We start from the raw sequence: 23,116 nt of genomic DNA on the forward strand, positions 1-23,116 counted from the left end.
TGGTTACATTGGACTTTTGTTGAAGTGACTATCATTATTTTTAAGCTTAAAAATAGGAGATCAAGATGTCTGTTATTCAGGTGATTGTGTTAGCTGTTCGTTTTCTGCTTGAAGTTGTGACGGCGTTAGGTTTATTAAGTGGCGTTTATTTTGCGAACGGTAATTTAGCAAAAGTCTTATTTTTAATCGTTGGCTTATTGGTGATTGTTTTGTGGGCACGATATGGCGCCCCAAAATCAGACCACGCATTTGCAGGTACCGCTAAATTACTATTAGAGTTATTTGTTTATAGCTGTGGCATCATCGGGTTCTTTGTATTATTCGGTATTAAAATTGGGAGCGTTTATGCAGTCATCGTCGTGGTTGATTTGATTTTAATGTATGTGTTGAAACTTCAAGGGCACTAGCGGTTGGGCTGCAGTTGAGTCTTTCGACGAAGCAAAATAGATAGTTTCAATTGATGAACTACTTTGAGTCTTTGCGCTAAAACTTGCCGCATTGAATTCAGAACAATAAATTGTGGCATAAATCAACTCAACTCCAGACGGAATGGAGGGCGTGGTTGTCAGCCGCCAAATTATACTTAGCGATTTATCGCTTAGTATAAGGCTCGTATTTGAAACAATTTGGTCTTTAATTGGTTCAAATCGATGCCGGCCGCGTTCCACAACCAGCAAGCCCGGAATGGAGTCAGACTCAGTTCCGTTTTAAAACCTGAACTTGGATTGGTGGTTTTATTTTTTTGTGGTGCTGAAACGTGTTCGGAGCGATAGACTGCTATGCCTAATTTAATTATTTGCTCGATCTGGTTACACCAGCTCAATCAAATAATTGAAATTACGCTACGCAGTCTGACCATCGCTCCTCACAACTTGCTTGAAACGTGTTCGGAGCAGCAGTTGGCTATGGCTAACTTAAATATTTCAATGATCGGCTGGCGCCGCTCATCAAAATATTTGAAGTTATCCTACGCCAACTACCCGCTGCTCCTCACACTCTTTAATTTTCACTAGTCATCAGCTCGGTTTTCAATTATAATGAAGGGTGATAATTAAACGGATTGTTTTTAAAATTTCAGTTAAAGCTATTTGGAGGAACATATGGCAACAAGAGCAAATAATCGACACGCAATGAGATTAATTGCGTTGAATGGTAACTATGCATTGGCAGAGGCAATTGCTAAGGCTGTGGGGACACCTTTATTGTCAACTTCAGTGAAGCATTTTGCCGATGGCGAGATTCAAATCAACATTGATGAAACCGTTCGTGGTGATGATATCTTCGTGATTCAATCTGTTGATGATCCAGTAAATGAAAACTTCATGGAATTAATGATCATGTTGGATGCTTTACGGCGTGCTAGTGCCCATACGATTAATGTGGTGATGCCATATTATGCCTATTCTCGTGCTGATCGTAAAACACGTTCGCGGGAACCAATCACGGCTAAATTAGTATCTAATTTAATTGAATGTGGTGGCGCTGATCGAGTTATTGCCTTAGATTTACATGCGGATCAAATTCAAGGCTTCTTCGATATTCCAGTTGATCACTTACAAGGGTTACCATTACTGGCTAAGTATTTTGAGAAGAAACATTTAGACGATAAAGACGATATTGTGGTCGTAGCACCTGACCATAATTCAACGAAGCGGGCACGGGCCTTGGCTGAATATTTGAATGCGCCAATTGCCATTGTTGACAAGCGTGACAGTAGTCCAAGCGTTGATCCTTTAGATATCATTGGTGACGTTGATGGTCGAATTTGCATTATTGCTGATGATTTGATCGATACGGCGAACCGGATGGTTTGGTCGGCTAACTCCTTGAAAGCTGCTGGTGCTAAAGCTGTCTATGGCTGTGCCACTCATGCTGTTTTCTCGAAGGGTGCCCCTGAGAAATTACAGGAATCAATCATTGAACAAGTGGTTGTCACTGATTCAATTCGTGTTCCTGAAGAAAAAGAATTTCCAAAATTAGTGCGGTTGTCAGTTGCTGACTTATTTGCCAATGCGATTGAACGTATCTATAATAACGAATCTATTCATGATTTGTTTGACGGCAAGCATTAATTAGTTGTTCATTTTAAACATTAAATAAAACGAGTTAGGCTGAAATAGCTAAACTCGTTTTTTTATCGTAAATTTACCGCAATTTTGAAAGGAATCCGGTATAATAGTTGTTGAAATCGCTATCATAATGAAAAAAGAGGTGCGCAAATGAGTTGGGGAGTTATTGCAACTTGGCAAATGGCTCATGATGGAGTTGTGACTGCCAGTGAAATGTTGAAAGACGGTGTGACGGCGGGGGATGCCGTCGAGCGGCTGATTCAAACGGTTGAGAATTGTCCTGATTATCAATCCGTCGGTTATGGCGGCTTGCCTAATGAGGAAGGCATTCTTGAAATGGACGCGGCTTTTATGGATGGTAATACTTTCAAAATCGGTGGTGTTGCTGGTATTCAAGACGTCAAGAATCCCATTTCGGTGGCTCGCAAATTAAGCGACGAACAGTTTAATAGTTTTCGCGTTGGTGCCGGCGCAACTAAATATGCATCACTGGCCGGCTTCACCAAGCAAAATATGTTGACGGAGAAGGCCCATGCTGATTGGACGGAGCGTGTCAAAGAAGTCGCTGCCAATAATCTGAATCCTTACGACGGCCATGATACGGTTGGCGCGGTCACTTTAGATGCGACTGGGCAAATGACGGTCGGTACCTCAACCTCGGGTTTATTTATGAAAAAGCCAGGTCGAGTTGGTGATTCGCCACTATCTGGCTCCGGATTTTATGTGGATAGTGACATCGGCGGTGCTAGCGCCACGGGTTTGGGTGAAGATTTAATGAAAGGCTGTTTGTCTTATGAGATTGTTCGACTCATGGGGACGGGCTTGACGCCGCAGGCGGCCTGCGACCAAGCCGTTTATGATTTTGCGGCTAAACTGCGCCAACGCTATGGTAAGTGCGGTGCCATGTCACTGATTGCCATGAACAAAAATGGCGAGTGGGGCGTGGCAACCAACGTGGAATTTACCTTCAGTGTGGCCAATGATCAGCAAGCGGAGCGTGTTTATCTAGCTACTCCTGGTCCAGAACAGTGCACCGTGATTACACCAATGAATGAAAATTAGATTAATTTGGAGCAGCTAAAATAGTCGCTTATCGCCGGCTATTTTTGTGATTAATTTCTGATTAAATCATTAGTTTATAGGTACACAATCAACTCGATCTCTGGCATAATGAGAGTGTTGCCAACCACACGTTGTGGAAAATTTATCAACGTGGGGGAGGTGAGTTTATGTTTGACAAAATTATTGCGCCAATCATTATTGGTGTGGTTCTTGCGACGTACAATTACTGGCTAAGTAATCGGCATCGCAAGTAGTCAAGTAGGCAACATTAGCCTCACCCGTTCAATTACATAATTGCTCGCAAAAAAAGCCACCGACTACTGCAATAGTCGGTGGCTTTGGTGGTCTATGTTCGACAAAATTATACTTACAATATAACATTAGTAGCTAAATAAAGCAATCTTGTTCAATCGACCAATTAGGATATTAGCGATTCTTAGACATTCTTCATTTGGACTATCATATTTGTGAACCATCTGGCATAATGAATGTGTTGCCAACCACATGTTGTGAAAAAATTATCAGCGTGGGGGAGGTGAGTTTATGCTCGATGAGATTATTGCGCCAATAATTGTTGGTGTGATTCTGGCTTTGTTTAATTATTGGCTAAATAATAAACAGCATAAATAGTCAGTTTGGCAACAATTAGCCTCACTCGTTCAATTACATATTGTTCGCAAAAAAAGCCCCAGACTACTGAGAATAGTCTGGGGCTTCGGTGATTCATGCTCAATGAGATTATATTCATAATATAACATCAGTACACAAATAATGCAAATTGTGTTAATTAAAAGATGGTCAACCCGTTTGGCTATACCATGCAAACCGTATAACGCTGTTGTTGATGTTGGGGATTTTCAATTTCGTCCAACATGGCAATGGCATAATCAGCCATACTGATTTCGCTCTTACCATACTTACTGATCAATAATTGTTCCTGACCAACTTTATAGTGGCCAGTACGTGCACCGTTGACTAAGAAATCTTTGGAAGGACTTAAATAAGTCCAACGCACATTCTCAACATCGCGCAAATAATCCAAGCCCTTAGTCATGTTAGCTGCTGTTGGCTTGAAATCATCAGGAAAGTCATCCGTTTCGAATAGCCGCTTTTCCAATTTATTATCAACATACAAGCTACCAGCACCGCCGACAACTAACAAGCGAACGTTAGTGCCGTTCAGAATTTCAACTAAGTGTTTCATGGCTTCCAAGTGTAACGGCTCTTCATTAGCAGGTGCGTTGTAAGCACTGATGAGCGCATCGAAGTCTTGCACGTCTTCTGTGGTCAAGTTAAACAAATCTTTATTCAAGAAATGTAAATTTGGTTCGGTTGTTTCAGGCACGTGACGAACAATGCCCACAACTTCATGGCCGCGCCGTAATGCCTCTTCGGTCAGAAAGTGACCAACATGGCCGGTGGCACCAATAATTCCAATTTTCATAAGTGAAGACTCCTTATTATTTCAAATTTGGTAACGGTTTCATCCTCCTTAATCATAGGCGAAAAACTTATTTTTGACAAGTGAAAGGGCGAGAACATTGTCGAAAATTATTGATATTAAAAGTTATTTAAAGATTGCACAAGAATTATGCGACGCAAGCTCCCCATTGCCCTTCACACTCTTTTGAAATGTGTTCAGCGCAACAAATGGCTATGCCTAACTTAATTATTCGCTCGATCGGCTTTGCCGCTCAATCAAATAATTGAAGTTACGCTACGCCAAAAGACCGTTGTCCTTCACACTCTGTTGAAACGTGTTCAGAGCAATAGCTGGCTATGGCTAATTTAAATATCTGCTCAATCGGCTAGCGCCGCTTAATCAGATATTTGAAATTACCCTACGCAAGCTACCCATTGCTCTTCACACTCTGTTTGTATTAGAATGTAGCTACTAATTAAATATTTGGAGGCACTTATGACTTTTCCACAATTAGACTTGGCTAACGCAACTGGCAGTATGGCGACGATTAAAACTAATCATGGTGAAATTGAGATTCAATTGTTTGATGAACAAGCACCCAAAACAGTTGCTAACTTTATTGGTTTAGCAAATAAAAATTATTATGATGGGATTATTTTCCATCGCGTTATTCCTGATTTTATGATTCAAGGTGGCGATCCAACTGGCACTGGTGCTGGTGGTGAGAGTATTTATGGCGGTGAATTTGCTGATGAATTTTCCGATGAATTGTTTAATTTGACCGGTGCTTTGTCGATGGCCAATGCTGGTCCTAATACAAACGGCAGCCAATTCTTCATTGTTTCAAATGCGAATATGCCTAAGCGGATGCTTCAGAGTATGCGCGATGCTCAGTATCCCGATGAAATTATCGCTGCTTATAAAAACGGTGGCACGCCTTGGTTAGATCATCGCCACACGGTTTTCGGTCAAGTGATTAAGGGCATGGACGTTGTTCAAGAAATTTCCCGCGTTAGTCGTGACGGCAGTGACAAGCCTAAAGATGATGTTGTCATTGAATCAGTTACAATTACACCAGCTCAATAATAGCGCTTTGAAAAAATAGCCACCCATAATCAGGGCTGGTTATTTTTTTATCAAAGAATTTATGCTAGTTTGAACCAGTTTTGGGCAGAATAGCAGACAACTCGGCGGCCTTCACTGCGTTTTGAGCTAGGTTAGTCCACTTTAGTTTTGATTGATATCAAGGTCGAGTTGATGAAATGCGGATAGTGCCATGTTTTCCTCAATTAGAAAGGTGGTTGCTGGGCGATTTTATTGGCATGGAACGCTGTGGCCGTCGATTTGAACCTGAACGAGTTTTGGGCAAAATAGTGGACAACTTCATTGCGGCCGGCGGGTTGTGGAACGTTGCCGACATCGATTTAAGCTTTTGCAATGCAAAATCTTAAATACGAGTCTTCTTCTAACCGCTAAAAGCGGCAAGAAGAATTTGGCGACTGACAACCCGGCGGCCTCCACTACGTTTTAAACTAATTTAGCTCACTCTAGATTTTGTCGATATCAAGTCAAAACTAGTAAAGTTAGATGCCAATCGCCCAGCGACCACCTGTACTAACTAACAGAATTAATCACCACTAATTGGAAAATCAGATTGAGATAAAATACTAAGCCAGTTTGACAACTTTTTACTTTCGTACTTGAGTCGCGTTAAATCATGTCTAGATAAGGTAGCTAATTATTCTGTGCAGGGCTATACTTAGTTTTATTAATATCAAGGAGGTTCCCGTATGCATCTACCAGAACCGGCATTATTCTTAAACTTAGTCATGATTGAATCTGGTGATCAAGTTCTCGTGGAGAATCGGCGCAAGAAAGATTGGCCCGGCATTACCTTCCCTGGCGGACATGTGGAGCCTGGTGAATCATTCGTGGATTCAGCTATTCGCGAGATTAAAGAGGAAACTGGCCTAACGATTCGCAACTTGCAATCAGTCGGCTTATGTCAGTATCCTGACAAAACAGTTGAGGGTGCACCGTTTCGCCGCGTGATCTATTTCTATCGCACGTCTGATTTTAGTGGTGAGATTCACTCTGGACGTGAGGGCGAAATTTTCTGGATGAAGAAGTCTGAATTTGCCAAACTTAAATTGGCCGGTGCCTTAACAGATTTCATGAAGATTTTTAATGATCCGAAACTGTCCGAAGTCATTTACTATGACGAAGAAAGTCCGGCTGATTTTAATTAATGGTTCAAAAAAAGCACTGACAACTTAGAAATGAATTGTCGGTGCCTTTTTTTAAGTCGCTTATGCTTTGCGAGCAATAAACGTGATGATTTCTGAAGCGTGTTTGCCGTAGCCAATCTCATGGCTGATTTCCGAAAATCCGGCGGCTTGCAGCAACATTTCAAATTCATTTAAACCGTACCAATACATGATAAAGTGCGAAAGCTCTGTGGCGGTGACTGCGCCGTTGGTGATCAATTCATACTTACTCAAGGTTGATGTTTTCTGATTAAACCAGTCAATTTTTTCATGATAGTTGGTCATCATGATGCCTTGATGATCATCCAGCGGGAAAGTTGCTTGATCAGTTGTACCTTCATGGAAATCACTGGGCATTTCGAGATCAACAATTAATTGCCCACCTGGCGTTAATTGTTGGTAAAAAGCTGCTAAAACTGCCGCAATTTTTGCTTTAGGGAGCAGGCAAAAACTACCAGTTGGCATGACGATGGCTTGATAATGTTCAGGTAGATTTAACTTGGTCAGATCTTGCTCGAATAAATCAGCACTTAACTGATGGGCCTGTAGATTCTGCCGACATTGCGCCAGCATTTCCGCAGATATATCAACACCATCAACCGTTAAGCCAGCCCCCAGTAGCGGAATTAATAACCGTCCAGTACCAACGCCGGCTTCAAGAATGCGGCCAGAAGTGCCTTGTAGTTTTTCTAAATAATATTCTAAATCGCCATCGATGGAAGTACCGGCTGGTTTAGTGAATTCATAAAGCATTGTACTTAATTTGCCATATTCGGTAAACATGGACTTACCTCCGAAAATATTATTAAGTATTTGCGGCTAGTGTGTTATTGTCGCGCAACAGTTCGTTATTACGACAGTGTTTTACAAACATAGCTTATTGAAACAGGACTGATGTTTTCGAGTTAAAAATTTTAAAATGGGGCCTAATCAACAAGATCCTTGTAAAAAGCGGCGTAGGTGGCGTTTTGATAAGGAATCAACCAGAGAAAACCAATCCCCAAGGTCAGGCAAGCAAGAATATCCCAACCAATGAAACTTAATTGGAGGACGAACAAGCGCCACTTATTGCCAACCATTAATTGGCGACTTTTCGTAATACAATCAAGGTAACTGATGCTTTGATCAGAATCACTGTCAGCCAAATCCTTGAAGACGAAATTGGCCTGAGAATAAGCGTAGTTTTTAACGATTCCAGGAATAATCAACAATAGGGTCCAGAGGAAGGTGAAAATCCGTAACAATAAAGTTGTGGCGAACACGCCGATAAAATATTTTTTAGTGAAAACTGCAAAAGCACCCTTGATCGAACTTTCGGGCACTTGTTTCGTCCGCAACCAATTCAAGCTGGTATACATAATCCCTGTGGTCACTAAGGACGCAATAAAGCCGCCGAAAACACTACTATTAGAAGTTGATTGATTCGTATTAATATCGCGAATATTGCTAATTTCGAAATTATTGAAGCTGTCTCTAAGAAAATAGAAATAACCTTTGCCAGCCATGACGCCAATCATGATTAAAACAATAATACCTAACAACACTGGCACCAAATTCAGCTTGATTGCTTCCAACCAGTTACCGCGAAAGGCATCTTTCACTTCACGTTTTAATTCGCCCCGAGTTTTGTGTTTTTTTATCATAAAAATCCCCCATTTACATTGTATTTAGCCCAAACACTCGTCTTTGTTTATATCATAGGAAAAAAGTGAATACAATAGTTGCTGCTAATTTAAAACGACATTTAAACTTATCGGTCAAAAATCAGTCACAGTAATGAAAAAAAGCCACTGCCAGTTTTTAGCTAGCAATGGCTTTTTTCAATTGTCATCAAGGTCTATTAAATCAACGCAGCGAACAATCATTAGTCAACTAAATCTTTATAAAAAGCGGCATAAGTAGCGTTTTTATAAGGTGTTAGCCAAAGATTGCCGATACCAAAGGTCAGACTGGCTAAAATATCCCAGCCAATAAAGCTAAGTTGCAAGACGAACAGGCGCCATTTATGACCGACCATTAATTGCCGACTTTTCGTAATGCAGTCGAAGTAACTGACGTTGGTGTTGTTATCATTATCGGCCGCGTCTTTGAAAATATAGAGTGCCTGTGAATAGGCATACTGTTTAATAATCCCGGGAATAATAAATAATAATGTCCAAAGGAAAGTAAAAATTCTAACTAAAATGTAAGTCAATAAAGTACCTACGAAATATTTTCCAGAGAAAACAGCAAAGGCATTTTTCAGCGCACCATCAGGTTTTTGCTGAGTTCTTAACCAATTTAATGACGTAAACAGAATCCCAGTGCTAATTAAAACCATGATAATGCCGCCGATAGCACTGCTGAAAAAGCTGCCAATCACCGTGAAGACTGAACTAGTGGCAAATAAAATATCAGCTGCCGACAAATCTGTGGTGGCCATCGACATGGAAATGATGCCCATGATGCCCACAATTATCAGGACAAATGCCGCCAAGATCGAAATAATGACCGGCACCAAATTCAACTTAATCGCCATCCCCCAATTACCGCGATAAAGATCCTTAACCTCACGTTTTAACTCCGCCCGAGTTTTATATTGCTGCTTCATAACTTAACCCATCCCCAAATATATTTTTGTGCAAAAGCCTATTAATTTATAACATAGTGATGAATTAAATACAATGTGACTAATGAATCCATAATCAAGAAACGAGAGAGGTAACATTTTTGAATGAGTGTGCACAAGTGTTTCTAAAAATGGTATTCTTAGAGATAACTAATGAGTGATGGAGGGTTCGCGATGAGCTTAATCTATATTAAACAGGCGCGACAGGCAGATTTGCCAATGATTATGCCGATTATTAATCAGGCTAAAGCGCAATTGAAAGCTGATGGTAGTCCTCAGTGGCAAGATGGTTACCCCGATGAAGCGGCGCTCACCCAAGATATTTCAGCGCAACAATGCTGGTTATTAATGGTCGGCAATGAAGTTGCGGGCACTGCGACCATGATTGTTGGCAATGATGCCAATTATGCAGAAATTGAAAATGGCGCTTGGCAAAATGTCACCGATTCATATGCAACGATTCATCGAATTGCCATTGGCGGCCAATTTGGTGGTCAACATTTGAGCCATTATTTCTTTTCCGATTTAATCAGCCAGGCTTATGCACAAGGCGTTCGCAATTTTCGAATTGATACTCACGAACTTAACAAACGCATGCAAGCCGTGGTCACAAGTTTCGGCTATCAATACCGGGGCAAAATCTATGTAGATGAGCCTGCTGAAAATCATGAAGATAATGCAAGACGAGCTTATGAATTGAATTTGTAAGGTCACAAATAAAAATAGTTCCTTGACTGATTTCGAAATGAAAAGGTCAACGAACTATTTTTTATTTAGTAATTTTAGCTGATGCTTTGGTTTAACTCAATTAGAAAGTAATTACCCCACTTTGGAAAATGTAGGGACTATCGACAGTGGTATTAATACCACTGGTGGTAAAACTTGTTAATAAGCTTTTTTCATCAAGGCGCTGGCTAGATTCAAGAATTGTTTGACTGAATATCCTGGCATCATAAAAATTACCGTCAATCGCATAATGCAATTGATTAGGGTCGGTTAATTCAATCAAGAGATGGCCACTAAAATCTTTTTTAACTGAACTTTCTTTCGTTAAGAAATTGACGCTGGTAATCTGTTTAATCGCTCGGAAATTGCCACTTTCACTGGTGATACAGTGCAAAAGAATAGTGGCTTGATAATTGGGCATAATTTGAATTGTTGATTTAAGCTCGCGATGATGACCGGTTGCTGGAAGCGTTGATGGGGTTAATTCTGGTGCAGTATTAGTATCCGAACTTTCTGAAGCAACTGTACTTTCAATTGCTGTTGCCTCAGCATTTTCATCATCTTGCGTCTCCAAATAAACCACCGTCAAATTATCATCGCGAACCTCACTAACCTTAGGCGGCTGTTCTGCTGGTAAGTCCGGATAAATAATGGTCACGTGATCATCGGTGATTTCTTGTGCAGCCGACGCTACTTCAATTGTCGGTGCTGTGACTGCAACCAGTAGCAATAATCCGCTTAGACTACCTAGTGCTAATTTTAAAGTTCGCTGCATATTGCTTAACTCCTTTCCAAAAAGCTTGCCCACTAGTTAACTTGATTTCATTATCCCACTGACTGACAGCGCTTGCAATTTGATATAAAACACCGTCATCAGTAAATAAATAGTATCATCGCAATCTGATGAATCTAGCGTCTGTCAGACAGGTTTATTTGTTTGTTTTTCTATGCTCTGTTCGGTTGTCATCACAATTCGAGTCAAGTTGATCAGTTCTACGATAATTGACTTAACATCCAATATTGATGAATTGCACTAACTCAACTCCAGACGGAATGGAGGGCGTGGTTGTCAGCCGCCAAATTATCCTTAGCGATTTATCGCTTAGGATAAGGCTCGTATTTGAAATAATTTGGTTTGTAATTGGTTCAAATCGATGCCGGCCGCGTTCTACAACCAGCAAGCCCGCAATGGAGTCAGACTCAATTCAGCTTCGTCGCCACTCTTCACGCTCTGCTGAATCGTGTTCGGAGCAGCAGCTGGCTATGATTAACTTAATTATTTGCTCGATCTGGTTACACCAGCTCAATCAAATAATTGAAGTTACTCTACGCCAGCTACCCGCTGCTCCGAACAACTTATTTTTTACTAGCTTGTATAAAATTCTTACAGTATAATAAAAGAGTTATTCTAAAAAAACCGATAGGGGGTTCGGACATGAAAACTTTGGGTCATTACTTGAAAAAGTACAAATCTGATGTGATTTGGTCAACTGTGGCCGTAGTTATTATTTCTTTTGCCACATTATGGCAACCGCATTTATTGCAAGATATGCTAAATGCGATCATCAAACGTGACAGTAGCACTGTTACCAAGCTCGGGATCGAACTGGTGGCGTTAGCGATTCTGGGGATTATCGCCGGGATTGTTAACACGATTTATTCAGCGCGGGCGGCGCAAGGTGTGGCAGCTGATATGCGTGAGAAAGCATATCGGCAAATTCAAACTTTCTCATTTCAAGATATTGAGAAATTCTCAGCTTCAAATTTGGTGGTACGACTGACAAACGACATCAATCAAATGCAAATGGTTGTCATGTCCGTGCTCCAGCAATTAACCCGCGTGCCAATTTTATTTATTGGTTCCTTTATTTTGGCGATCATCACCTTGCCGAAATTATGGTGGGTCATTATTTTAATGATGATTTTAATTTTCGTCATCAGTTACTTCTCGTTCTCCAAGATGGGCAAGTATTTCGAGAAAATGCAGACCATGTTGGATCGCAATAACACGTTGGCCCGGGAAAACCTCATGGGAATTCGCGTGGTCAAGTCCTTCGTTCAAGAACAGAATCAAATCGAACAATTCTCTAAAGCTTCTGACAAAATGACAAAAGTTACAATTATTATCGGGAACTTGTTCTCAATTTTAATGCCAGCATTCTTCTTAATTGGTGACTTGGCAATGGCCGGCTCAATTATGTTAGTCGGCAGTATGGTCACTAGTGATCCTGGTTCATTAGCTGCAATCACGGCATTTGTCAGTTACTTGTATCAAATTCTGTTTGCGATTGTTAACGGTGGTTTCATGTTGACTGGTGCTTCACGGGCCTTCGTTTCTTTACGACGGTTACAAGAAATCTACGATACGAAACCTAGCTTAACTTTCCCTGATGTGCCTGAAGAGAAATTATCCGGTTCGATTGAATTTGATCATGTGACCTTCACTTATCCTGGTGACGAAGCACCAACTTTACAAGATATCAACTTCTCCGTGCAACCGGGGGAAATGATTGGGATTGTTGGGGCCACAGGTTCAGGTAAGTCTAGTTTGGCTCAGCTGATTCCGCGGCTATTTGATCCAGAAACCGGGACTGTTAAAGTCGGCGGTGAGAACGTCAAGGATGTTAACGAACAATCCTTGCGGCAAGCAGTTTCATATGTTTTGCAACGGTCGACCTTGTTCTCTGGAACGATTGCTCATAATTTACGGCAAGGTAAAGCTGACGCCTCAGTTAGTGATATGCGCTGGGCCGCTCATATTGCCCAGTCGGCTGAATTTATTGAGCGTTTGGACCAGCAATATGATGCGCCGATTGAAGAACGCTCGGCTAACTTCTCTGGTGGTCAGAAACAGCGCCTATCAATTACTCGAGGGATTATTAGTAAACCCGATATTTTGATCATGGATGATTCGACCAGCGCCCTTGATGCTCAGTCGGAGAAACTCGTCCAGGAAGCTTTGGCCCGTGACTTAGGCCATACGACTACGGTGATCATCGCTGAAAAGATTGCTTCGATTATTAAGGCGGATCGTATTTTAGTGCTTGATCAAGGGAAGATCGTCGGCTCAGGGACGCACCACGAATTAGTTAAAAATAACGCGGTTTATCAGGAAATCTATCGGACGCAAAAGGCGTTGGAGGAGGTTTAAGATGAATGATTTAAAAGGAGCCGGTAAGTTTTACGCTCATTATTTACGCAAATATTGGCCAGGTTTATTAATTGTTTTAGCGCTAACGATTCTGGCCTCATATCTCCAAGTAAAAGCGCCAATTTACATGGGTGACGCGATTACAGCCTTGACCAAGTATCTGCAGGCTTGGTCGAACCCAGCAACACGCGCCCAAGCATCACAAGCAACTTTCAATAGTGCGATTATTAAAATGGCTTGGTTCTATATCTTTAACGCGGCCGCAATGTTGATCAGTTCGTTGATCATTTCCCAGATTGCTGGTCGTTCTACCGGGACAATGCGGATCGGTTTATTCCGTAAAATGCAACGGATGCGGGTGAGTTATTTCGACACTCATTCTGATGGCGATATTTTAGCGCGTTACACTTCTGACTTGGATAATATTTTCAATGCCATGAATCAGGCGATGTTTGAAATTTTCGCAAGTATCACGTTGTTTGTCGGGATGATCATTATGATGTTCCGCCAGAATGTGACCTTAGCTTGGGTGGCGGTGGCCTCAACACCGGTCGCAGTTATCTTAGCTGCGGTGATTATTGTCAAGGCACAGAAATACGTTAACGAGCAACAAGACGATGTTGGTAAATTGAATGGTTATATTAACGAACAGATTACTGGTCAGAAGATTATTATTACCAATGGTTTACAACAGGAATCGATCAAGGGTTTCTTGAAACACAACGATGAAGTTAAAAAGACAACTTTACGTGGTCAAGTTTGGTCAGGGATTTTATTCCCGTTGATGCAAGGGATGTCATTGTTTAACACTGCCTTGGTTATCTTTGTTGGCTCAGCGTTAGTGCTACAACAAGGGATGTCGGTTGCCGCTGGGTTGGGCTTAGTTGTCATCTTCGTTCAACTAGCACAACAATATTACCAGCCAATTATTTCTTTGACCTCACTGTACAGTATGATCCAATTGGCCATTACTGGGGCGCGGCGGATCAATGAAGTTCGCGAACAGCCTGACGAGATCAATCCCCAGAATGGTAAAATTCTTGATGGCGTTCACGATAAGATTGAGTTAAAGGATGTTCATTTCAGCTACTTGCCTGGGAAAGAAATCCTTCATGGCATCAATATTGAAGTCGATCGTGGCGAAATGGTCGCCTTAGTTGGGCCAACCGGTTCTGGTAAAACGACGGTCATGAACTTGCTAAATCGTTTCTATGATTTGGATTCAGGTAGTATCACTTTTGACGGCGTCGATATTCGCGACATGGATCTGATGTCCTTGCGGGAAAATGTCGGGATTGTGCTGCAAGATCCGCAACTATTCTCAGGAACAATTGCTGAGAATATTAAATTCGGGAAGCCGAATGCCACTGATGAAGAATTGTATGATGCGGCTAAACAAGCGCGAATTCATGATTTCATTATGACTTTGGATGACGGCTACGACACGATGATCAGCGATGAGAATACGATTTTCTCAGCAGGTCAAAAGCAATTGATGTCAATTGCCCGGACGATCATCACCAATCCGCGGTTGCTGATTCTTGATGAGGCAACGTCCAACGTTGATACTGTCACCGAAGCGCAGATTCAAGAAGCGATGGACAACGTGATTCAGGGACGGACCAGTTTCGTGATTGCCCATCGTCTGAAGACGATTCTGAATGCTGATAAGATTGTGGTGCTTCGTGATGGCAATGTCATTGAAGAGGGCAGTCATAAACAGCTGCTCGCCGAAAAGGGCTTTTACGCTGAGTTGTATCATAACCAAATGGTGTTTGAATAAGCTTTGTTTTGAAACAATTGAATAATAAGTAATGACAAACCATGCTGCCTAGTTTTACGGGCAGCATGGTTTTTTGTATATGAGTAGTGCTTAAAGTCTTCCCCAATTGGTGAAGGTGGTTGCTGGGCGATTTTACTGACGTGGAACGCTGTGGCCGTCGATTTGAAGCTGAATTAGTTTTGGGCGGAATGGCAGACAACTCCGTTGCGGCCGGCGGAGTGTGGAACGCGGCCGGGATTGATTTGAGCTTATTGCTGCGCAACAATCTCAAATTCAACCCTTATCCTAAGCGCTAAAGCGCCAAGGATAATTTGGCGGCTGACACTCCGGCGGCCTCCACTGCGTTTTGAGTTAATTTAACCCACTTTAGGTTTGGTTGATATCAAGCAATACTAGCGCAGTTGGACACCAATCGCCCAACAACCACCAGATGAAACTAACTGAATTGATTACCACTGTTTTGAAAAACAAATCGCAATAGACTAATAGGCCTGTTTGATAAGCTTTCTGGAATTAAGTCAGAAACTGTCAGACAGACTTTTTTAATACTGTTCAGATGTGACAATAATTTAAATCGAGTTGATCAATCCCAGTTAAATTGCCTTAAGCACTAACAGATCTGAAGTGAGCTACCTCAACTCCAGACGGAATGGAGGGCGTGGTTGTCAGCCGCCAAATTATACTTAGCGATTTATCGCTTAGTATAAGGCTCGTATTGATGACAATTTGGTTTTTAATTGGCATCAATCGATGCCGGCCGCGTTCCGCAACCAGCAAGCCCGGAATGGCGTCAGAACCAGTTCTGTTTCAATACATATACTAGATTTTAATTGTTCTAGATAGATTTAGTCCCTATAATCGGCCTAAAACTATTTCCAATAAAAAAGCATTGCATTAAGATTAAATGTGAATTAAAATATTTCTAACCAGATGAGAAGATAAATATTGAACATTTATTCTGATATGGGTTGAAATCGGCTTTAAATCAGCAAAACAGCAATTAAGGAACATTCAAATAATGAGAGATGATGACATCGAGACAATAATTAAATGAGATATTAATCGATGGGAAGCGAGAAAGTGAGTCATAAAATTATTATTCGCAGTAAAAATCACGCGAAACAAATTTCGTTTCGAGTGACGAGTCAGAATTTGGCAGTCATTAAACAGCTTCGTGATCGATTAAATCTGGAAATTACGCGGCTTGAAACAGCACCACCGCCAGATCAGCGGCTGAAATGTACGCGAAGGGATGATTAGCAATGAAACGTTATTTGAAGATGTTTCGGGGAACTATAATTGGGTATACCGTTTTAACAGCAGCAGTTATTTTTAGTCAAACTTTTACTAGTGTGGCGATTAGCAAGGTGATCGATACCTTGATCAAGAAAAATCAGCAGCAGTTTTTCTTTTGGCTGTTATTGAGTATTGTTACGAATCTTTTTATGGTGTTGGCGGATTTGTATAGTGAAGTTTGGCAGCAGAAAATTACGCAAAGTGTGGATACCGCAATTCGAACTGATTTAGGTACTGGGATTGCCAATATGGATTATCAAGCCGTCACTAAACGGACCACTGGCGAATACTCGTCGTGGTTTAATAATGATATTAGTCAGATCGAACAAAAAGGATTGCAGTCGTTATTTAACATCATTATGTATGCTTTTGGCTTATTGTTTCCGATTATCATGCTGTTCTCTTATCACTGGCTAATTGGGTTGAGCGGCATTATTTTGGCAGTGCTGTCGACGATTATTCCGCGCATCACAACGCCTTGGGTCACCAAGGCGACTGAACGTTTGACCGTGCAGAACGAGAAAATGAATAATGTGGTGCAAAATGTGCTTGGTGGCTTTGAGGTGCTCTTCGCCTTTCATAAACGAGTCGAGATCCCCCGGCTAATTAAGCAGCAGTCAGAAGAAACGAAAGCGGCAGCCGTTAATCAAAGTGTTAAAACAGCCCAAGCTGGTTTGGTCAATGGACTGTTTGGCCAAGTCTCGCAATACGTGATTATTATTACCACTTCGTTATTAGTACTGAATGGTCAACTAACGGCCGGTTCTTTTTATGCGACGGGTAACTTGGCCGGTATTTTCGTGACTTCTTTCGCTGGGTTAGGCAATGCGATTGTTAGTTTTAGGTCGGTTAGTGCGATTTTCAAGAAATATCAAGGGTTGGACTTTACGCCGCATGTTGATCAAGCATTCGATGAAGCAGCCCGTCCTGATTTGGCCGTTTCGTCGCTGTCCGTCGGTGATCGTGACAATACTTGGTTGGCCCCGATTAGCTTCCAAGTGCCATTTGGTCAGAAGGCATTTGTCACTGGTCCTAGCGGTGCTGGCAAAACAACTTTGCTGAAAACGTTGGCCAGTTTAGTCACGCCGAGTACCGGCCACTACTTTTGGCAAACGGCGACCATTTCTGATCAGCAACAAGTGCTGTATGTGCCGCAAGCAACGCATATTTTCTCTGGGAGCATTCGCTATAATTTAACATTGTCTTCAAACATTTCAGATAGCGAGCTGTGGCAAGTCTTAAAATTAGTTCGACTAGAAACGCGAATTAAGCAATTACCACAGCAATTAGATACGGAAATTAGTGAACTGTCCAATGAATTGTCCGGTGGTGAACGCCAGCGTTTGTGTATCGCCCGGGCCATTTTGACCAAAGCGCCGGTTTTATTATTAGATGAAGCCACCGCCAATGTTGATCAGGCGACCAGCACCGCCATTGAAACAGCGATTCTCCAAGATCCCCAGCGCACGGTATTGTTTACATCACATCGGGCTGAAGATGGTGCCAATAATTTAGTCGATCAAACCGTGACGGTTAAACCAGTTGCCTAGTGCGATCAGGGGCTGGTTGATCCGCTGTCGTTCATTTCTTTGCTGAGGTTAGGGTTAGTTTTTTAATGACTATCTTACAGAATTGTCATATAATCCTTACAATTCATTCATAACTTCATCGCAAATTTCATTATCATTTCATAACTTTTCTGTATGATGAAAGCTATTGGAATGATATGTCTGGAGTGGTGATAGTTCGTGAAACATCGAAAAAAATTTAAAATCTCATTATTAATTGGTTTAGGAAGTACGTTATTATTTTTGGCTGGTTGTCAGCAGCAAACCGCTAATGCAACGGAAAATGTGCCCTTATCAAGTTCGGAAATCACAGACAATTTAGGCAGCAAGTTAGTTACAACGCGGGCTGATGCCCAAGCAACTGCAACGAAAACTTATCAGGCTGCTTTGGCTAATACGGCATACACAATTGATACGCCGTATGTGAAAGTCAATCCGTATAGCACTTCGCCGTTAACGGCTTTAGTTCTTTTCACGACCACTGAAAAAGCCAAGGTTAGTTACACCGTAGTCGGTAAGACGGCGAAAACCAGTATTACGAACACAGTCAATGGTGGTTACCAAACCCAGCATCAAGTACCGGTGGTTGGTTTGTACGCTGGTAATAATACCGTGAAAATTACGGTCACTTATGAAAATGGCAGCACCACCACGAAAACTTTAGCAATTACCACCACGTCCACTTTGCCGAAGTACATTGCTTCGACCAAGATTACTGTCAGCAAGAGTAATAAGAGCGAAATGGACATTGGCGATAATAAGTTGACCTTTTTAGTGCGCACAACTAAAGAGTCCTTCGCAGTAGATGCTGATGGCGCCGTGCGTTGGTATTCAACCTTGTACGTTCAACATATGCTGGAACCGATTTCCAACGGTCATTATTTGATGCTGACGAAGAATGATCAGTCTGGCACGACTTATAATGATTTGGTGGAAACTGATTTACTGGGTCGCGTTTATAAGGAGTACACTTTTGACACTAAAACTGGCCACAGCGAAAACGCTAATTCTGATAAGACCGTTATTCACCACGATATTTTAGAATTACCTAATCATGATTTGCTGGCCACCGTTAGTGATGGCTCCAAGTATGTTGAAGATACCATGGTGGTGATTTCTCACACGACTGGTAAAGTGACCCAGGTGATTGACTTGAAGAAGTTGTTGCCGAAGTCAATGTATGAAAGTTACAAGGCTAGCAGCGATGGCACCGTTGATTGGTTCCACCAGAATGCCGTTGATTACGACAGCAATGATGGCAGCATTATTATTTCTGGTCGGAATCAGGATATGATCATGAAGTTGGACCTGAAGACGGCCAAGATCAAGTGGATCTATTCTGGCAAAAAGAAGAGCAGTTGGCCGACAAAATATCAATCTCTGCTGCTGACTGGTACGGTTGGTACCACCATCACTGGCGGGCAACACGGCGTGACCTTATTGAACGACGATAATAACGATCCTAGCAGCGAAAACATTTTGCTTTATAACAATAATATCAACGTGACTAACGGCGACGCCAGCACTTCTGGCAAGTATTCTGAAGGTGTCCAGTATTATATCGATACTAAGACGATGACCATTAAACAAACCTGGTCTTATGGTAAAACGCTGGGTAAAGCCAACTTCACTGAAGTCATCGGCTACACGCAGAAATTAACCGGCAACAATTATTTAATTGATTTCGGTTATAAAGGCAGCGGCACCGAAAGCAACATCATCGAAGTCGACGGCCAAAATCAAGTCTTCAACCTAATCGTCTCCAATCCCTCGGCCAAAGCCTACGTCTACCGCGCTTATCGCCTGGCAGTTTATGATAGTAGTTATGTGTTTGATTTGAATGACTAATAAAATATTTAAAATATAAAAAATCGATTCTCCGTCATCTGGAGAATCGATTTTTTTACATTATTAATTCGTATTACTTTTTATTTTGATTAGGTTAGAGAAATATATATTTTTGCGCTGTAAGTGCCACCAAATATTTGGCACCAATACCATTACTATACAAATTGTCGTAAAAATCCAACTATACAAAATATGAAGATGTAGGTTAGCAACGATAATGAGGGCCATTATAATCACAGCGAACGGCCAACGTGTCTGGGGAATGGTAAAAAGATGACCAGTATTTTCGCCAGACTGATGACTATAAAGTAAGTAGGATAGCTCAGCACTGCCAATAATCATTACGACATAAAAGGCAATCAGGGGCCATAAGCGAGTGTGGCTGGAACCAGCCAACAGTAACCCAAGAACATTACTACGGGGATTACCTATCTGAAAAGTAATTTGGATGCGTTTAACTGCCTGATTAACTAACCACCAGAATAGACTGAAACCCATCAAACCTAAAATTTGATTGTTAAAGAATAGCCCAACTAGAAACGAAAAACTCACTACCGCCTGATTTAATAAAAGGTTGACTAAGAAAATCATTATCAAATTTGGCACTCCGAGATTTAACGTTTGCCAACTTGTTGCTGAGAGCCAAATTAATAAAGAACTAAACCAAAAAATAAGGGTCATTAGTAAAATTGGCCAAGAATTTTCCCACCAAATCGCTAGAAATATTTTTCGTGATGGCTGACCAGTTGATTTAAGCCAAGTATAAAATTGACTTTGGTGGTTCCAACTGGCGTTTAACCAACCCCAGATAGCAGCGATAATAAATAAAAAGCCATTAGAATTAGCGACATCATATGTTTCACGGAAATATAGCCAATCGTCTTGTTTACTGCTGTGATTATTGACGAATCGCGGAATGATCCCTTGGTTGTGCAGCGAAATACTATCTACAATACTGAAACCAACTACAATCAGCAGAGCCATCAGTAACCCTAATAAAAGAAATTTTTGACGTTGCCGAATGATTCTTTTTATTGAAACAGTCATGATGTTTCTCCTCCAAGATGCAATTTATGATTTAAGATTGTTAAGATTCATTAGACTGAACGGTTGAAATGTGTTTTAGAATGGAATTTGAGATAAGGTAATATTCGCCGTTGAATTGTTGACCAAAAATTAGTGACTGTAATGACAATGAACAAGAGAATGACAATAAATGTTGAAGAAACTACTGGCATTAAATAAAAGACTGTTGCCACTAAAATCATCATTAAAATCGAAAATAGCCAACGTGTTTGCGGAACACTAAAGAATTCGCCAATATTTTCGCCGGAATAATGTTGAAATAACCAGTAACTTATGAGAGTACCGAAAACAATTAACCCCAGATAGATTCCAAATAACGGCCAAAACCTTAAATCAGTCATTGGATAAAGAAAGTTATTCCAAAGATCAAAGTGAGGATGGTCAAGATAGTAAATTGTTTGACCGGCTGTCCACCAGAATGCTGCCAGAGCTAGTAGACTGAAAATGATGTTACTAAAAAATAGGCTAACTAATGTCATCATAATCCAGGCTGCTTGGTTGATTAATAAATTTGTAAAAATAATCAAAAGTAATTGTAACAGGGTCATTTTTAAAGTTGACCAAGAAAGGCTCAGAATCCAGATAGTTGTTAAACTACCCCAGTAGATCAGACCAAACGTTAAAACTGGCCAGGCACGTTCCCACCACAATGTTTTAAAAATTGTTTTACGACTATAGCCTTGAGTAGTAAGAAAGTTGTAGAAACGCCCGACATTATCACGAATGCCATTTAGCCATCCCCAAAACAAACTAAGAAAGAAAAGACCATAGGCTTGAGCAGGAAAGTTAACATAAACATTAAAGTACCATTGATGGTGCTGCTGCGGCTTGGCAAGATGCATTAATGGCGCAGCTTGCTGATAGGCTGGCAGTGTTGTTAGCTTGAGAAGCACAAGTATGATGACAATCAAGAATGAAATGATAAAAAGCGGGCGTTCACGAAGGCGGATTTCTTTTTTCAGAGCTGTCGGCATCAGAGATCATCCTTTCCATAAGCATATTCAACTTTAAATAAATCGCTCAGACTCAGCGGCAGATTTTCCATTAACACTGGATCGAGTGTCTTTAAAGCTTGATCAATTTCTTCCGTGTAATCTTTAAAGAAAACTTCAATCACACGACCGTGAATTGACAGAATTTGGCCTTGGTCGCTTAATAATTGAGGTACTTGATTTTGACGAAAGACGAGTTGTAACTTTTTACTTTGCGTCCGAAAAGTTTCCAAACTGACATCAGCCACCAATTGCTCATGCTTCAGAAATAAGACACGGTCAGAGAGACCATCTAGTTCGGTCAAATTATGCGAGGCAATTAGAAAACCTTGTTGGTGATCAGTGTTGGCCTTAATAATTAATTTGATGATATCTTCGCGAACGAGCAGGTCCAAACCGTCAAAAGGCTCGTCTAGCAGAATAAACTTAGCACCACTAGTAATTGCTAAAGCAATCGCAACGTACGCTTGTTGTCCCTTAGATAAATCACGGAAGCGTTTTTCGGGGGCTAATTTTTGTTGCGCCATTAATTCACTGAAGTGTTTTTGGTCGAAGTGGGGATAAAGCTCGGCATAAAAAGTTGCGACTGTTTTTAAGGCATAGCCTTTGAAGAAATTCTGCTGAGGATCGACCATAATTAATTCTTGGCGACCAGCTGGTACGGTTGAGAACGGTTGTTGATCAAGGGCGATTTCACCATGATCGGTCCGATATTGGCCCGTTAAACAACGCATTAAAGTCGTTTTACCAGCTCCATTACGGCCCACTAAACCGACGATTTCACCAGCTGCCCACTGGAAAGAAATCTCTTTGAGAATTTGATGGTGCTGAATTTGTTTGGCTAAATCTGTAACGGTTAATTTCACAGTTACTCCTCCTGAAATTGCTCGGTTAACCAGGCTTGTAGTTGGTTTTGCGTCAAACCCTGAGCGCGCGCCTCAACGACAAACTGTTGGAATTGATGATGTAATTTAATTACTTGCTGCTGATTGACTTGTTCTGGTGGGTGGCTAATAAATGAGCCACGGCCCGGTTCGGTATAGATTTGCTGTTGACTTTCGAGCAAACGATAAGTTTTGGCCACCGTATTCGGATTCAAATGTTCTTGGGCGGCCAGTTCCCGCACTGAGGGTAGCTTGTCACCAGGCTGCCAAATCCCCTGCAGAATTTCCGTCTTAATCTTGAAGGCAAGGCGTTCGTAGTAGGCCTGACCTGAAAAGTTAGGTGCCATTGGCAT

At 41.4% G+C, this 23,116-nt stretch carries 27 protein-coding genes; 18 read left to right on the top strand and 9 right to left on the bottom strand.

Annotation, left to right across the window (positions count from 1 at the left end; all coding sequences use genetic code 11):
• Positions 1 to 65: 65 nt before the first annotated feature.
• From EKM82_RS05095 to EKM82_RS05115, 6 genes are all read left to right on the top strand, one after another.
• Positions 66 to 407, top strand: coding sequence for a DUF2568 domain-containing protein (locus tag EKM82_RS05095; RefSeq protein ID WP_225419664.1), 342 nt, complete (start codon positions 66 to 68; stop codon positions 405 to 407).
• A gap of 142 nt (positions 408 to 549) precedes the next feature.
• Complete coding sequence (locus EKM82_RS11345) at positions 550 to 711, top strand: hypothetical protein (RefSeq protein ID WP_164508116.1); 162 nt, start codon at positions 550 to 552, stop codon at positions 709 to 711.
• Positions 712 to 1,100: 389 nt separating this feature from the next.
• Positions 1,101 to 2,072 carry a ribose-phosphate diphosphokinase gene (locus EKM82_RS05100; protein WP_125767232.1) on the top strand — a complete coding sequence of 324 codons (972 nt, stop codon included), beginning with the start codon at positions 1,101 to 1,103 and terminating at the stop codon, positions 2,070 to 2,072.
• A 147-nt stretch (positions 2,073 to 2,219) separates the two neighbouring features.
• Positions 2,220 to 3,131, top strand: coding sequence for a N(4)-(beta-N-acetylglucosaminyl)-L-asparaginase (locus EKM82_RS05105; protein WP_125767233.1), 912 nt, complete (start codon positions 2,220 to 2,222; stop codon positions 3,129 to 3,131).
• Positions 3,132 to 3,298: 167 nt separating this feature from the next.
• Complete coding sequence (locus tag EKM82_RS05110) at positions 3,299 to 3,385, top strand: type I toxin-antitoxin system Fst family toxin (RefSeq protein WP_125767272.1); 87 nt, start codon at positions 3,299 to 3,301, stop codon at positions 3,383 to 3,385.
• Positions 3,386 to 3,674: 289 nt separating this feature from the next.
• Positions 3,675 to 3,761, top strand: coding sequence for a type I toxin-antitoxin system Fst family toxin (locus tag EKM82_RS05115; RefSeq protein ID WP_125767273.1), 87 nt, complete (start codon positions 3,675 to 3,677; stop codon positions 3,759 to 3,761).
• Positions 3,762 to 3,942: 181 nt separating this feature from the next.
• On the opposite strand, the gene EKM82_RS05120 is transcribed toward EKM82_RS05115, so the two are convergent.
• Entirely contained in the window at positions 3,943 to 4,575 is a 633-nt protein-coding gene (locus EKM82_RS05120; RefSeq protein ID WP_125767234.1) for an NAD(P)-dependent oxidoreductase, read from the bottom strand.
• A gap of 474 nt (positions 4,576 to 5,049) precedes the next feature.
• On the opposite strand from EKM82_RS05120, the gene EKM82_RS05125 reads away from it, so the two are divergent.
• The 3 genes from EKM82_RS05125 (at position 5,050) to EKM82_RS05130 (ending at position 6,803) form a co-directional block, all read left to right on the top strand.
• Positions 5,050 to 5,640 (top strand): peptidylprolyl isomerase, encoded by a 591-nt coding sequence (locus EKM82_RS05125; RefSeq protein WP_125767235.1) that lies wholly within the window; start codon positions 5,050 to 5,052, stop codon positions 5,638 to 5,640.
• 215 nt (positions 5,641 to 5,855) lie between these two features.
• Positions 5,856 to 6,005 carry a hypothetical protein gene (locus EKM82_RS11350; protein ID WP_164508117.1) on the top strand — a complete coding sequence of 50 codons (150 nt, stop codon included), beginning with the start codon at positions 5,856 to 5,858 and terminating at the stop codon, positions 6,003 to 6,005.
• Between the two features lie 339 nt (positions 6,006 to 6,344).
• The gene (locus EKM82_RS05130; protein WP_125767236.1) at positions 6,345 to 6,803 is read left to right on the top strand and encodes an 8-oxo-dGTP diphosphatase; all 459 of its coding nucleotides are present in this window, start codon (positions 6,345 to 6,347) and stop codon (positions 6,801 to 6,803) included.
• A gap of 60 nt (positions 6,804 to 6,863) precedes the next feature.
• Here the strand turns inward: EKM82_RS05130 and EKM82_RS05135 are convergent, their stop codons facing one another.
• From EKM82_RS05135 to EKM82_RS05145, 3 genes are all read right to left on the bottom strand, one after another.
• The gene (locus tag EKM82_RS05135) at positions 6,864 to 7,604 is read right to left on the bottom strand and encodes a class I SAM-dependent methyltransferase (RefSeq protein ID WP_125767237.1); all 741 of its coding nucleotides are present in this window, start codon (positions 7,602 to 7,604) and stop codon (positions 6,864 to 6,866) included.
• Between the two features lie 143 nt (positions 7,605 to 7,747).
• Positions 7,748 to 8,464, bottom strand: a complete 717-nt coding sequence (locus EKM82_RS05140; RefSeq protein ID WP_125767238.1) for a DUF975 family protein — start codon at positions 8,462 to 8,464, stop codon at positions 7,748 to 7,750.
• A 221-nt stretch (positions 8,465 to 8,685) separates the two neighbouring features.
• Positions 8,686 to 9,411, bottom strand: coding sequence for a DUF975 family protein (locus tag EKM82_RS05145; protein WP_125767239.1), 726 nt, complete (start codon positions 9,409 to 9,411; stop codon positions 8,686 to 8,688).
• A 192-nt stretch (positions 9,412 to 9,603) separates the two neighbouring features.
• Here EKM82_RS05145 and EKM82_RS05150 point away from each other — a divergent pair, with 192 nt between their 5' ends.
• A complete protein-coding gene (locus EKM82_RS05150; RefSeq protein ID WP_125767240.1) occupies positions 9,604 to 10,137 on the top strand; it encodes a GNAT family N-acetyltransferase in 534 nt (177 codons plus the stop codon).
• Positions 10,138 to 10,237: 100 nt separating this feature from the next.
• Here EKM82_RS05150 and EKM82_RS05155 read toward each other — a convergent pair whose 3' ends face one another.
• On the bottom strand, positions 10,238 to 10,930 hold the full coding sequence (locus EKM82_RS05155; protein ID WP_125767241.1) for a hypothetical protein: 693 nt from the start codon (positions 10,928 to 10,930) through the stop codon (positions 10,238 to 10,240).
• Between the two features lie 278 nt (positions 10,931 to 11,208).
• On the opposite strand from EKM82_RS05155, the gene EKM82_RS11355 reads away from it, so the two are divergent.
• The 8 genes from EKM82_RS11355 to EKM82_RS05180 all read left to right on the top strand — a co-directional run bounded on the left by EKM82_RS11355 (position 11,209) and on the right by EKM82_RS05180 (position 19,801).
• Positions 11,209 to 11,550, top strand: coding sequence for a hypothetical protein (locus EKM82_RS11355; protein WP_164508118.1), 342 nt, complete (start codon positions 11,209 to 11,211; stop codon positions 11,548 to 11,550).
• 40 nt (positions 11,551 to 11,590) lie between these two features.
• Positions 11,591 to 13,306: an ABC transporter ATP-binding protein gene (locus tag EKM82_RS05160; RefSeq protein ID WP_125767242.1), complete on the top strand. Its 1,716-nt coding sequence runs from the start codon at positions 11,591 to 11,593 to the stop codon at positions 13,304 to 13,306.
• Position 13,307: 1 nt separating this feature from the next.
• Positions 13,308 to 15,089 (top strand): ABC transporter ATP-binding protein, encoded by a 1,782-nt coding sequence (locus EKM82_RS05165; RefSeq protein WP_125767243.1) that lies wholly within the window; start codon positions 13,308 to 13,310, stop codon positions 15,087 to 15,089.
• A 119-nt stretch (positions 15,090 to 15,208) separates the two neighbouring features.
• Positions 15,209 to 15,385: a hypothetical protein gene (locus tag EKM82_RS11360; protein ID WP_164508119.1), complete on the top strand. Its 177-nt coding sequence runs from the start codon at positions 15,209 to 15,211 to the stop codon at positions 15,383 to 15,385.
• Between the two features lie 353 nt (positions 15,386 to 15,738).
• Positions 15,739 to 15,912 carry a hypothetical protein gene (locus EKM82_RS11365; RefSeq protein ID WP_164508120.1) on the top strand — a complete coding sequence of 58 codons (174 nt, stop codon included), beginning with the start codon at positions 15,739 to 15,741 and terminating at the stop codon, positions 15,910 to 15,912.
• 257 nt (positions 15,913 to 16,169) lie between these two features.
• Entirely contained in the window at positions 16,170 to 16,349 is a 180-nt protein-coding gene (locus EKM82_RS05170; protein ID WP_125767244.1) for a hypothetical protein, read from the top strand.
• Positions 16,350 to 16,351: 2 nt separating this feature from the next.
• On the top strand, positions 16,352 to 17,935 hold the full coding sequence (locus tag EKM82_RS05175) for an ATP-binding cassette domain-containing protein (RefSeq protein WP_125767245.1): 1,584 nt from the start codon (positions 16,352 to 16,354) through the stop codon (positions 17,933 to 17,935).
• Positions 17,936 to 18,133: 198 nt separating this feature from the next.
• Entirely contained in the window at positions 18,134 to 19,801 is a 1,668-nt protein-coding gene (locus EKM82_RS05180; protein ID WP_164508121.1) for an aryl-sulfate sulfotransferase, read from the top strand.
• 63 nt (positions 19,802 to 19,864) lie between these two features.
• Here the strand turns inward: EKM82_RS05180 and EKM82_RS05185 are convergent, their stop codons facing one another.
• The 4 genes from EKM82_RS05185 to EKM82_RS05200 are packed head-to-tail and all read right to left on the bottom strand — an operon-like array spanning position 19,865 to position 23,110.
• Complete coding sequence (locus EKM82_RS05185) at positions 19,865 to 20,848, bottom strand: hypothetical protein (protein WP_125767246.1); 984 nt, start codon at positions 20,846 to 20,848, stop codon at positions 19,865 to 19,867.
• Between the two features lie 50 nt (positions 20,849 to 20,898).
• Complete coding sequence (locus tag EKM82_RS05190) at positions 20,899 to 21,861, bottom strand: hypothetical protein (protein WP_125767247.1); 963 nt, start codon at positions 21,859 to 21,861, stop codon at positions 20,899 to 20,901.
• Complete coding sequence (locus tag EKM82_RS05195; RefSeq protein ID WP_125767248.1) at positions 21,861 to 22,745, bottom strand: ATP-binding cassette domain-containing protein; 885 nt, start codon at positions 22,743 to 22,745, stop codon at positions 21,861 to 21,863. Before EKM82_RS05195 ends, EKM82_RS05190 begins: the two co-directional genes overlap by 1 nt.
• 2 nt (positions 22,746 to 22,747) lie before the next feature.
• Complete coding sequence (locus EKM82_RS05200) at positions 22,748 to 23,110, bottom strand: GntR family transcriptional regulator (RefSeq protein WP_125767249.1); 363 nt, start codon at positions 23,108 to 23,110, stop codon at positions 22,748 to 22,750.
• Positions 23,111 to 23,116 lie beyond the last annotated feature (6 nt).

Source organism: Lapidilactobacillus wuchangensis (assembly GCF_003946645.1).
Taxonomy (GTDB): Bacteria; Bacillota; Bacilli; order Lactobacillales; family Lactobacillaceae; genus Lapidilactobacillus; species Lapidilactobacillus wuchangensis.